Below are 12,306 nucleotides of genomic sequence, written 5' to 3'. Positions count from 1 at the left end.
TCGACTGGCGGTACGTCCCGACGCTTGACAGTCCCCCAGCCCCTACCTAGTCAGATCATATAGGATATGACATGGAGGGGAGTGCGATGCGGCGGTTTCGCCCAGGTCGCGCGCGGGCGATGAACCGCGTCGGTGTCGCGTTGGCGGCGCTGTGTCTCGGCGGCGGGGCCGCAGCGGAGACGGTGGTACTCGACCATGTCACGCTGTTCGACGGCACCGGCAGCGCGGCGCGCCCTGACCAGGCCCTGGTGATGACCGACGGCCGCATCACCTGGGTCGGCGCCTCCGCCGCACGGCCCAGGCTGAGCGATGCTACGGTCGAGGACCTGCGCGGCAAGTTCCTGATGCCGGGCCTGATCGACAGCCACGTCCATCTCGGCCTGGTCGACGGCGTCGATCAGAGCTTCCCCAAATATTACGACCGCGCCAACGTCGAGGCGCAGCTCAACCTGTACGCGGCCTACGGCGTCACCTCGGTCTACACGCTCGGCACCGACGGCGACCTGATCCACCAGGTTATCGCCGACCAGCGCCGCGCCGGCCGGATCGACCGGGCGCGCGCCTACACGGCGGGTCGCGGTGTGGTCTACAAGGGCAGCTACGGCGGTGTGCCGGGGCTCGAGCAGTCGGTCGCCACCCCGGCCGAGGCGACCGCGATGGTCCAGCGCGAGACCGCCAAGGGCGACGATTTCGTCAAATTGTGGATGGACGACGAGTTCGGCACCGTCGCCAAGCGCATGCCGTACGAGGTGAGCAAAGCGGTGATCGACGCCGCCCACGCCGCGGACAAGAAGGCGGCGGCGCACATCTTCTACTACGACAATGCCGCGGAGCTGACGCGCGAGGGCGTCGACGTCTTCATGCACCAGGTGCGCGACCGGGTCGCCGACCCGGCGCTGACGGCCGCGATGAAGCGGCGCGGCACGTGGCAGCTCGCCTCGACGCTCAGCCGCGAGGCGAGCTTCACCTACACGCTGCTCCCCTTCGTCGACGAGCCCTTCTTCTCGCGCGGGGTCGCGCCATCGACGATCGCCACGCTGAAGAGCCAGGAGCGCCAGCGGAAGCTCGCCGCCTCGCCGCTGTTCCCGAAATATCCGCCCGTGCTGCGCAACGCGATGGCGAGCCTCGCCGCCGAAGTGAAAGCCGGAGTGCGCTACGGCATGGGGACCGATAGCGGGCCGACCGCTCGCTTCCCCGGCTATTTCGCGCATTGGGAGCTGGAGCTGATGGTCAAGGCGGGGCTCACCCCGCTCCAGGCGCTCACCGCCGCGACCGGCACCAACGCCAGCTTCCTGCGCGAGAACGAGAGCGGCCTGTTGGAGCCGGGCAAATGGGCCGACCTGCTGGTGCTCGATCGCGACCCGACGCGCGACATCCGCAACACGCGCTCGATCAACGCGGTCTATGTCGCCGGGCGCAAGGTGCCGACGATCTGGCAGACCTGCGTCGGCCGCGCCGCCGACGCCTGCGGCACGGCCAAGCCGTGACCCCCGCGAGCGCGCTGGCGGAGCCCGTACCGGCAGTGGGCGAGGGCACGCTGCGCCCGACGCGGGTGCGCCACGCGGTGTTGTGGCTCACCGTGCTGGCCTATCTGATCACCTACATGGACCGCGTGGTGATCGCGACCGCGGCGCCGTCGATCCAGAAGGAATATGGCTTCTCGCTCGTCACGATGGGCTGGATCTTCGCCGCCTTCCAGTTCGCCTACGCGCTGTTCCAGATCCCCGGCGGCTGGCTCGGCGACCGCTTCGGGCCGCGACGCGCGCTCACCGGGGTGGTGGTGTGGTGGTCGACCTTCACCGCCGCGACCGCGCTGACCTGGTCGGCGGGCTCGATGATGGTATGCCGCTTTCTGTTCGGCCTCGGCGAGGCGGGGGCCTTCCCGATTGCAACGCGCTCGCTGTCGCGCTGGATGCTGCCCGCCGAGCGCGGCTGGGCGCAGGGGCTCACTCACGCCGGTGCGCGGCTGGGCGGCGCGGTGACCCCGGTGTTCGTGGCGCTGCTGATCGTCGATTTCGGCTGGCGCATGCCGTTCCTGCTGTTCGCCGGCGTCGGGCTGATCTGGGCGTTCTGCTGGTTCGTCTATTACCGCGACACGCCGCGCGAGCATCGCCGCGTCAACGCGACCGAGCGCGCGTTGATCGAGGGCGCGCTCGGCACTGGCCCGGCGCGCGCCAAGGTGCCGTGGCGTCGGCTGCTGCGCCAACCGCAGCTGTGGACGCTGTCGGCGATGTATTTCTGCTATGCCTACTGCATCAACATCTTCCTGACCTGGTTCCCGAAATACCTGCACGACGCGCGCGGCTACGATCTCGCGGTAATGGGGCTCTTCGCGAGCCTGCCGCTGATGGCGGGTGTGGTGGGCGATCTCGCCGGCGGCTGGACCTCGGACCTGCTGGTCAAGCGCGGTGCCGGGCTCAAGATGGCGCGGCGCGTCGTCGCGGTGATTGGCTTCGTCACCGCCGCGGTCATGATGCCGCTCGCCGCCGCGATCGATGCGCCGATCGCGAGCATCATTTGCTTCTGCGTCGCCGTATTCGGGCTCGAGCTGACCGTCGGCGTGTCCTGGGCGGTGACGCTCGACATCGGCGGCGAGTTCGCCGGCTCGGTCTCCGCGGTAATGAACACGCTCGGCAACCTCGGCGCGGCGATCGCCGCCGCGGTGACCGGCTATATCGTCACCGTCAGCGGCTGGTTCCCCGCCTTCATGGTGCTCGCGGTGCTGTGCGCGATCGCGGCTCTTCTCTTCCTGCGGATCGACGCGTCGCGGCGGCTCGCCACCGCCGACGAGGTCGCCGCGGCATGACTTCTGGAGACACTTCGATGACGTCCGACCCGACCGCGCCCGCCCTGTTCGGTGCGGCGCGCCTGCCGCGCTCCATCCTGTTCGGGCGCGGGCAGCGTGCCGCGCTCGGCTCGGCGACCGCGCGGCTCGGCACCCGCGCGTTGCTCTGCACCGACGAGCGCCAGGCCGCACAGCCTGAGTTCGCCGCGATGCTCGCCGACCTCGCCGCGCACGGGGTGGAGACGCGCGTGTTTGACGGCACCGTGCCCGACTTGCCGCTGCGCTCGATCGACGCGTGCGTCTCCGTCGCCAGCGGCTTCGACCCCGACGTCGTGATCGGCGTCGGCGGCGGCAGCTCGCTCGACCTCGCCAAGGTGGCGGCGGTGCTGCTCACCCATGGCGGCAGCGTGCGCGATTACTACGGCGAGTTCGCGGTGCCCGGCCCGGTGATGCCGCTGGTGGCGGTGCCGACCACCTCCGGCACCGGCTCGGAGGCGACCCCGGTAGCGGTGGTCGCGGACGAGGAGCGCGGCGCCAAGGTCGGCATCGCCAGCCCGCACCTGATCGCGCAGGTGGCGATCTGCGACCCCGAGCTGACCGTCACCTGTCCGCCCGCGCTCACCGCTTTCTCGGGAGCGGACGCGCTGACCCACGCGGTGGAGGCCTATACCACGCTGGCGCGCCCGATCGACGCAATGCTGACCGAGCAGCACGTCTTCGTCGGCAAGAACGTGCTTTCCGACCATTTCGCCAAGCTCGCGGTGACCAACGTGTTCCGCTACCTCGAGCGCGCCGTCGTCGACGGCAGCGACATCGAGGCGCGCGAGGGCGTCATGCTCGCCGCGCTCGCGGCAGGCTGCGCCTTCGGCACCGCGGGGACCGCCGCGGCGCACGCGCTGCAATATCCGGTCGGCAACCTCACGCACACGGCGCACGGGCAGGGCGTGGCGACGCTGCTGCCCTATGTCATGCAGTTCAACCGTCCCGCCTGCGCCGACGGCTTCGCCGAGCTCGCCGAACTCGTCGGGATCGCGGGTGCGACGCCGGGGGAGCGCGCGCAGGCGTTCATCGACGCGGTGGACGCGCTGTTCCAGCGGATCGCCATCCCGCGCTCGCTCGCCGATCTGGGATTGCGCGCCGACCAGCAGGACCATGTCGCGGAATATTCGCTCAACGCGGCGCGGCTGATCAAGAACAACCCGCGGCCGCTCGATCTTGCCGCGATGCAGACCATCACGCGTGCCGCCTTCGCCGGCGACCGCGCCACGCTCCTCCACGCCTGATGCACGGGACGCCTCCGATGACCAGCTACACTCCGCCGGGCGACGGCCCGTTCGCTATCCCCACCGGCCTGCTGATCGGCGAGCGCTGGACCGCTGCCGCGAGCGGCGCGACCATTGCGGTCGACGATCCCGCCACCGGCGCGACCCTCACCGAGGTGGCCGACGCCGCGGTGGAGGAGGGGATCGCCGCGGTGGACGCCGCCGCTGCCGCTGCGGCGGACTGGGCCGCGACAGCGCCGCGCAAGCGCGCCGACGTGCTGCTCGCCTGTTTCCACGCGATGATGGCGCATCAGGAGTGGCTGGCGCAGCTGATCTCGCGCGAGAACGGCAAGGCACTGACTGACGCGCGCGGCGAGGTGGCCTATGCCGCCGAATTCTTCCGCTGGTACGCCGAGGAGGCGGTGCGGATCCCCGGTGAGCTGGGGACCTCGCCCGCGGGCGGGAACCGCATCATGGTGCAGTACCAGCCGATCGGCATCGCGCTGCTGATCACGCCGTGGAATTTTCCCGCGGCGATGGCGACGCGCAAGATCGCGCCCGCGCTGGCGGCGGGCTGTACCTGCATCCTCAAGCCGGCCGCCGAGACGCCGCTGACCGCGTTCGCGGTGGCCGAGATCATGCGCCGCGCGGGCGTCCCCGCGGGCGTGGTCAACGTCGTCACCACCAGCCAGCCCGGCCCGGTATGCAGCGCCATCCTGCACGACCCGCGCGTGCGCAAGCTCTCCTTCACCGGCTCCACCCAGGTCGGCCGCGTGCTGCTGCGCGAGGCGGCGGACCAGGTGATCAGCTCGTCGATGGAGCTCGGCGGCAACGCACCCTTCGTGGTGTTCGACGACGCCGACCTCGACGCCGCGATCGAGGGCGCAATGGTCGCCAAGATGCGCAACGCCGGCGAGGCCTGCACCGCGGCGAACCGCTTTTACGTCCAGCGCGGCATCCACGACGCCTTCGTGGCCAAACTGGTCGAGCGCATGGGCGCGCTGAAGGTCGGCGCCGGGACCGATCCCGCCACGCAGTGCGGCGCGATGATCAACCGCAAGGCGGTCGACAAGATCGAGCGGCTCGTCTCCGACGCGGTCGCCAAGGGCGCACGCGTCGAGTTGGGCGGTGAGACCCCCGCCGGCGACGGCTATTTCTACCCGCCCTCGGTAATCGCGGACATCAAGCCAGGCTCCGAGATCCTGCGTGAGGAGGTGTTCGGCCCCGTCGCAGCGGTGACCGCGTTCGACACCGCCGACGAGGCGGTCGCGCTCGCCAACGATACCGAATACGGGCTCGCCGCCTATGTATACTCGGCCGATCTCAAGCGCGCGCTCGCGGTGGCCGAGCGGATCGAGTGCGGCATGGTCGCGGTCAACCGCGGGCTGGTGTCGGACGCCGCGGCGCCGTTCGGCGGCATGAAGCAGAGCGGGCTCGGGCGCGAAGGCTCGCACCACGGCCTGCTCGAATATTGCGAGGCGAAATATATCGCGGTGACGTGGTGAGCATTCCCGGTCTCACCCGCCGCCACCTGCTGGCGGGCACCGCCGCCTCGGCGCTGATCCTGGCGATCGACCCGGCGGCGCTAGCGGCGCCGATGCAGGACGCGGACGCGCCGCCGCCCGACACCGAGTGGCGCAGCTACGCCGCGGACAAGGCGAACACGCGTTACTCGCCGCTCGACCAGATCAACGCCGAGAATTTCAATGACCTCGAGATCGCCTGGAGCGTCAAGACCGACGTGTTCGGCGCGCGCAAGGAGTATCAGTTCGAGCCGACCCCGCTGCTGGTGAAGGGCCGGCTGTTCCTTCCCGCCGGCTCGCGCCGCGACTGCGTCGCGCTCGACGCCGCGACCGGCGAGCTGCTGTGGATGCACCGCCTTGACGAGGGCCAGCGCGCGCTCAACTCGCCGCGCCAGCTCTCCGGCCACGGCGTATCCTACTGGACCGACGGGAAGATCGAGCGGATTCTCTACGTTACGATCGGCTACCAGCTGGTCTCGCTCGACGCGAACACGGGCATCCCCGATCCGAACTTCGGCACCAACGGCATTGTCGACTTGAAGAAGGATTTCGACCAGGAGCTCGACGTCGACACCGCCGACGTCGGCCTCCACGCCACGCCGATGGTGGCGCGCGACACGGTGGTGGTCGGCGCGGCGCATACCGCGGGCGACGTGCCGGCGGTGCGCAAGAACGTGAAGGGCTATATCCGCGGCTTCGACGTGCGCACCGGCAAGCGCAAGTGGATCTTCCACACGATTCCGAAGAAGGGCGAGTTCGGCTACGACACCTGGCTCAACGGCGACGCCGACGAGGCGGGTAACGGCGGTGCCTGGGCCGAGATGTCCGCCGACGAGGAGCTCGGGCTGGTCTATGTCCCGGTCGAGCTGCCGACCGGTGACGAGATGGGCATGTTCCGCCGCGGCGACGCGCTGTTCGGTGAGTCGCTGGTGGCGCTCGACCTCGAGACCGGACAGCGCCGTTGGCACTATCAGTTCGTCCACCACGGCCTGTGGGACCGCGACGTGCCCTGCGCGCCGATCCTGTGCGACATCCCGGTGGGGGGACGTACCGTCAAGGCGCTCGCGCAGCCGACCAAGCAGGCGTTCCTTTATGTGCTCGACCGCGAGACGGGCAAGCCGATCTGGCCGATCGTCGAGCGCAAGGTGGAGCGCGGCGACGTGCCCGGCGAATGGTACAGCCCGACCCAGCCGGTCCCGACCAAGCCGCCCGCCTATGACGTGCAGGGCGTGAGCGAGAACGACCTGATCGACTTCACCCCGGCGCTCCGCGCCAAGGCCGTCGAGTTCGTGAAGTCTTACAAGATCGGCCCGCTCTTCACGCCGCCGACGGTGAGCAAGCCGGGGCGCTGGGGCACGATCTCGGCGCCCGGCGTCCAGGGCGGGACCAACTGGCCGGGCGGCTGCTACGACCCGGAGACGCACATGGTCTACGTCTATTCCAAGACGCAGCCCTCGCTGATGGGGATCGTGCGCAATGCCGATCCCAAGGTGTCCGAGTTCCCGCAGGTCCACGGCGTCGCCGGGCGCGAGGCGCGCGCCATGCCGGCGATGGGCGCCGGCGGGCCGAGGATGCGCAACATGGAGGCGCCCCCCGCGGCAGCCCCCGCTGGCGGCAAGCCCGCCGGCGCGTCCAAGGGGCCGCCGCCCGGCTTCCTCGCCGTCGACGGCCTGCCGCTGCTCAAGCCGCCCTACGGCCGGATCACCGCGATCGACCTGAGCAAGGGCGACCTCGCCTGGCAGGTCGCGCACGGCGAGACGCCCGACAACGTGCGCAACCATCCAGCGCTAAAGGGGCTCAAGATCCCGCGCACGGGCCGGGCCGGCAATCTCGGGCCGCTCGTCACCAAGACGCTGGTGATCTGCGGCGAGGCGGGCTTCTACACCAACGAATATGGCCTTCGCGGCGCGATGCTGCGCGCCTATGACAAGGCCACCGGCGAGGAGAAGGGCGCGGTGTACATGACCGCGCCGCAGAGCGGCTCGCCGATGACCTATCGTCTCAAGGGACGCCAGTATATCGTCGTCGCCACGGGCGGCGGCAATGCCAGCGCGGAGCTGGTCGCCTACCGACTGCCGGGAGTAGCGTGATGATGGAGCGGACAACGCGATATGGCCTCTGGGCGCTCGGCGCGGCGGCGCTGGCGTTCGGCAGCGCGGTTGTGGTGCGCGCGCAGGGCGGCCAGCGCGACGTGTGGAACGGCGTCTACACCGCCGAGCAGGCCGCGCGCGGGAAGGTGGCCTATGCCGAGAATTGCGCCGCCTGCCACGGCGATACGCTTGCCGGAATCGACGTCGCGCCGGCGCTCGTGGGGGGTGGTTTCCTCAACAACTGGAACGGCACCTCGGCGGGCGACCTGTTCTCGCGCATCAAGACGACGATGCCGCTGAGCGCGCCCGGCAGTCTGCCCGGGAAGACCGTCGCCGACATTCAGGCCTATATCTTCGAGGTCAACGGCTTCCCCGCGGGCAAGCTGCCGCTCCCGCCGAGCCAGCCGATGGCCGCCGGAATCGTGATCGCGCCCAAGCCGGTGGGGTAGGGGCGAAATCCTCCCCGGCACGGGGAGGGGGACCGCGCCCGAAGGGCGTGGTGGAGGGGGCTTCCACAGACGAGCCGGTGCGTGCGCGGAGAGCCCCGTCTACCAGCCTGCGGCTGGTCCCCCCCGCGAGCGGGGAGGATTTCGGACCGCCCCTCACTCCCCCGTCCACGCCGGTACACGCTTGGTCTTCGCCAGAAAGTCCGCCACGCCGCGCCGGAAATCGGCGCTGCCGTACACCTGCTCGATCAGCGGTTCGATCGTGGGCAGGCCGTCGAACGTCATCCGCCGCAGCGTTTCCTTCGTCACGCGAGTCGTCAGCGGCGCGTTCTCCGCGGCGCGCGCGCACAAGGTCGCCACCTCGGCGTCGAGCGCGTCGCGCTCCACCACCTTGAGCAGGAAGCCGCTCGCGCGGAGCTCCTCCGCCCCGACGATCTCGCCGAGCAGCACCATCCGCCGCGCCACCGCCACGCCCACCGCCCCGCCGATCCGCGCCAGGCTCGCGGCGGAAAGGCAGTTGCCGATCGTCCGCCCGATCGGCGAGCCGAAGCGCGCGTCGGGGGTCGCCACGCGGAAGTCGCACGCCGAGCTGATGTTGAGCCCGCCGCCGACCGCCCAGCCTTCCACCACCGCGATCGTGGTGCACGGCAAGGCGTCGATCGCGCCCATGCACTCGTCGATCTCGCGCTCATACGCGACACCCTGCGCGCCCTCGGCATAGTCCGCGAACTTGGTGATGTCGGTGCCCGAGATGAATGCCTTCCCGCCGGTGCCGCGAAAGGTGACCACCCGCACGCTGGGATCGGCGGCGACCGCGCGCGCGGCGTCGCGCAGCGCGAGCCACATCGCGCCGGTCAGCGCGTTGTGCGCGGCCGGGTTGTCGAAGCGGACATGGACCGCGTCACCGTCACGCGTGACGACGATCCCGCTCACGCCATCGCCTCGGTCGTCACGGGCAGCAGCCCGCGCTCGGCCAGCTCGCGGCGGATCTCGTCGTCATGCTCGTTGAGCAGCGGTGGGGGCAGGCGCACCTCCTGCGGTGTGCCGCGCATCTTCACCGGGAAGCCGAGCGCGCGGAACTCGCCCTCGACCGGGTGCGGCACCTGCATCACCATGTCGCGCGCGACCGCCTGCTCGCTCGCCACCGCCTCGCCATAGTCGAGGATCGGCGCGGCGGGCACGCCGGCGGTGAGCAGCGCGTCGATCCACTCCTGGCTGGTGCGCGTCACGAAGGTCGGCGCCAGCTCCTCGATCAGCGCCTCGCGGTTCGCCACACGCGCGGCGTTGGTGGCGTAGCGCTCGTCCTCCTGCAGCTCGGGACGGCCGATCACCTGGAGCAGCTTGAGCCACAGGCCCTGGTTCGCCGCGCCGATCACGAACCAATCGTCCGACGCGCGCACCGCCTGATAGGGAGCGGACATCCGGTTGGCCGAGCCGATCGGCGTGGGCGCGCGGCCGGTGCCCCAATATTCGGTCGTCTCCCAGATCGAGAGCCCCATCGCGGCCTCGAGCAGCGACGCGTCGATATACTGCCCCTGGCCCGACGCCTGCCGTCCGATCACCGCGCTGAGGATGCCGTAGACCGAGAAGAGCCCCGCGCCGAGGTCGGCCACCGCGATCGAGTTCTTGGCCGGCTCCATGCCCGGGAAGCCGTTGGAGCTGAGCACGCCCGACATCGCCTGCGCGATCAGGTCGAAGCCGGGGCGCTGCGCCCAGGGGCCGGTCTGCCCAAAGCCGGAGATGCTGGCGTAGATCAGCCGCGGGTTGAGCGCGGCGAGCGTGTCATAGTCGATGCCGAGCCGCTGCGCGACGCCGGGGCGTGCGTTCTCGACCACGATGTCGGCGGTCTGCACCAAGGCGTAGAGCACTGCCCGGTCGGCCTCGTCCTTGAGGTCGAGCGTGATGCTGCGCTTGTTGCGGTTGAGCGCGAGGAAGCCGGGGCTGTCCTCGCCCTTGAGCCGGAAGCCCATCGAGTGGCGGGTCGAATCGCCGGTGCGCGGCGGTTCGATCTTGATCACGTCGGCACCCATGTCGCCGAGCAGCATGCAGCAGAACGGCCCCGCCATTACCTGCGAGATATCGAGCACTCTCAGGCCCTTCAGCGGCAAGTCCGGCATGTCTCTCTCCTTACGCGTGACGCGGCCTTGGTCCGCGCCGATCCGCTACAGATCATATTGTATAGGATCGCGCGGCTTGCTAGCACCCTTGAAATGACAGGACAACGTTGTGGCCGCTCGGCGCGGAACGCAATGTTGCCGATTGGGAGAGCGGAGCGTGGCGAGCAGGATCAAGCGCCCTGAGAAGCGCGTCGTGCGGGGGGGGACGATACTGGCGGCGGCGGCGCTCGTGTCGGGCGCGAGCGCTCCGGTGTTCGCGCAGGCCAAGGGCGACTGGCAGGGCTATGGGCGTGACGAGAGCCATGCGCGTCACTCGCCGCTGGCCGAGATTACGCCGGCGAACGTTGCCAAGATGCGGCAGGTGTGGACCTATCACATGCGACCGGCCGGTACGACCGGCGAGGCGATCCCGATGCCCGATAGCGTCCCCGCCAAGTTCCGCACCGGCTTCTCTGCGTCGGAAGCGACGCCGCTGGTGGTGAAGGGTGTTATGTACCTCGCCACCCCGTACAAGCGCGTGGTCGCGCTCGACGCCGCCACCGGTGCCGAGCGCTGGGTGTTCCAGCTGCCCGGCAACGACCAGGCCTCAACTCGCGGGGTCGCTTATTGGCCTGGAGGGAAGGGGACGGGCGCGCGGATCGTCTTCGGCACGCGCAGCGGCAAGCTGATCGCGCTCGACGCCGCGACGGGTCAGCTCGCCGCCGGCTTCGGCACCGCGGGGATCGTCGACATGAAGACGCCCGAGGTGATGAACGGCACGCGGGCGCCGCTCGGCATGAGCAGCCCGCCCGCAATCTACCGCGACGTCATCATCACCGGCTCGCGCGTGCAGGAGATGCCGGTCAAGGGGGCGGCCGGCGATGTGCGCGGATGGGACGCGCGCACCGGCAAATTGCTCTGGACCTTCCACACCATCCCGCAGCCGGGCGAGCCGAACTTCGGCACCTGGGAGGGCGACAGCTGGCAGAAGCGCTCGGGAGTGAACGTCTGGACCTTCGTGCTCGTCGACGACAAGCGCGGCATCGCCTACCTGCCCGTCGGCGCGCCGACCTTCGATCGCTGGGGCGGGGACCGCAAGGGGCAGAACCTGTACGGCAACTCGATCGTCGCGGTGGAGGCGGGCACGGGCAAGTACCTCTGGCATTTTCAGACCGTCCACCACGACATCTGGGACGTCGACCTGCCCACCGCGACGCTGATCGAGGTGCGCCGCGGCGGCCGCACGATCCCCGCGATCGCGGTGATGAACAAGACCGCAACGATGTTCATCCTCGACCGCGTCACCGGCAAGCCGCTGTACGACGTGCGCGAGGTGCCGGTCCCGACCGACACCGACGTCCCCGGCGAGCAACCCTGGCCGACCCAGCCGATGCCGGTCACCCCGCCCCCCCTGGCACGCACCAGCTACGCCGCTTCCGACCTGATCGACGGTCCGCCCGCGCACCGCGCCGCGTGCGAGAAGCTGGTCGCCGAGCTGACGATCGCGCCGAGCCGACCGTTCCAGCCCCTGCGCGCCGACAGCGCGGTCAACTTCTTCCCCGGCAGCCTCGGCGGGGTCGATTGGGGCGGGGGCGCGTTCGATCCGAAGAGCGGGCTGTACGTGATCAACGTCAACAATCTCGCCAGCCCGCAGCAGCTCGCGCAGCAGCCCGACGGCAGTTGGGGAATGAAGGCGGGCTACGCCTACTTTCAGGACAAGGAGACCGGCAATCCCTGCCAGAAGGGGCCGTGGGGCGAGCTGGTCGCGGTGAACGTCGACACCGGCGCGGTGGCGTGGCGCAAGGTGCTCGGCAAGAACGACGATCCCGCCTTTGCCGCGAACGGCGTGATCAGCGCGGGCGGGCCGATCACCACCGCGAGCGGGCTGACCTTCATCGGCGCGACGCGCGATGCCACGATCCGCGCCTTCGAGACCAAGAGCGGCGCGCTACTCTGGTCGGCACCGTTGCCCGCCTCCAACTACGGCACGCCGATGACCTATCGCGCCGCCGACGGTCGTCAGATGGTCGCCGCGGTGGCGACCGGCGGCTTCGCCTTCCAACCCGCGACCAGCGACCAAGTGGTCGCCTTCGCGGTCCGCTGA

At 70.2% G+C, this 12,306-nt stretch carries 9 protein-coding genes; 7 read left to right on the top strand and 2 right to left on the bottom strand.

Going from position 1 to position 12,306, the window contains the following annotated elements:
* Positions 1–86: 86 nt before the first annotated feature.
* The 6 genes from FHY02_RS06020 to FHY02_RS05995 are packed head-to-tail and all read left to right on the top strand — an operon-like array spanning position 87 to position 8,109.
* On the top strand, positions 87–1,487 hold the full coding sequence (locus FHY02_RS06020; protein WP_260172645.1) for an amidohydrolase family protein: 1,401 nt from the start codon (positions 87–89) through the stop codon (positions 1,485–1,487).
* A complete protein-coding gene (locus tag FHY02_RS06015; RefSeq protein ID WP_183920916.1) occupies positions 1,484–2,806 on the top strand; it encodes an MFS transporter in 1,323 nt (440 codons plus the stop codon). Before FHY02_RS06020 ends, FHY02_RS06015 begins: the two co-directional genes overlap by 4 nt.
* Positions 2,807–2,823: 17 nt before the next feature.
* Positions 2,824–4,068 carry an iron-containing alcohol dehydrogenase gene (locus FHY02_RS06010; RefSeq protein ID WP_183920915.1) on the top strand — a complete coding sequence of 415 codons (1,245 nt, stop codon included), beginning with the start codon at positions 2,824–2,826 and terminating at the stop codon, positions 4,066–4,068.
* A 17-nt stretch (positions 4,069–4,085) separates the two neighbouring features.
* The gene (locus FHY02_RS06005; RefSeq protein ID WP_260172644.1) at positions 4,086–5,552 is read left to right on the top strand and encodes an NAD-dependent succinate-semialdehyde dehydrogenase; all 1,467 of its coding nucleotides are present in this window, start codon (positions 4,086–4,088) and stop codon (positions 5,550–5,552) included.
* A complete protein-coding gene (locus tag FHY02_RS06000; RefSeq protein WP_311731781.1) occupies positions 5,546–7,660 on the top strand; it encodes a PQQ-binding-like beta-propeller repeat protein in 2,115 nt (704 codons plus the stop codon). Before FHY02_RS06005 ends, FHY02_RS06000 begins: the two co-directional genes overlap by 7 nt.
* Complete coding sequence (locus tag FHY02_RS05995; protein ID WP_260158731.1) at positions 7,660–8,109, top strand: c-type cytochrome; 450 nt, start codon at positions 7,660–7,662, stop codon at positions 8,107–8,109. Before FHY02_RS06000 ends, FHY02_RS05995 begins: the two co-directional genes overlap by 1 nt.
* A 153-nt stretch (positions 8,110–8,262) precedes the next feature.
* Here FHY02_RS05995 and FHY02_RS05990 read toward each other — a convergent pair whose 3' ends face one another.
* Both FHY02_RS05990 and FHY02_RS05985 read right to left on the bottom strand, forming a co-directional pair.
* On the bottom strand, positions 8,263–9,039 hold the full coding sequence (locus FHY02_RS05990) for an enoyl-CoA hydratase (protein WP_183920913.1): 777 nt from the start codon (positions 9,037–9,039) through the stop codon (positions 8,263–8,265).
* A complete protein-coding gene (locus FHY02_RS05985) occupies positions 9,036–10,223 on the bottom strand; it encodes a CaiB/BaiF CoA-transferase family protein (protein ID WP_183920912.1) in 1,188 nt (395 codons plus the stop codon). The genes FHY02_RS05990 and FHY02_RS05985 overlap by 4 nt, the downstream gene beginning before the upstream one ends.
* Positions 10,224–10,380: 157 nt before the next feature.
* Between FHY02_RS05985 and FHY02_RS05980 the strand changes: the two genes are divergently transcribed.
* Entirely contained in the window at positions 10,381–12,306 is a 1,926-nt protein-coding gene (locus FHY02_RS05980; protein ID WP_311731780.1) for a PQQ-binding-like beta-propeller repeat protein, read from the top strand.

It is taken from the genome of Sphingomonas sp. BK069 (assembly GCF_014193405.1).
GTDB lineage: Bacteria > Pseudomonadota > Alphaproteobacteria > Sphingomonadales > Sphingomonadaceae > Sphingomonas.
Note: the sequence above shows the minus strand (reverse complement) of the source record. Positions and strands in the feature narration are given on the sequence as shown.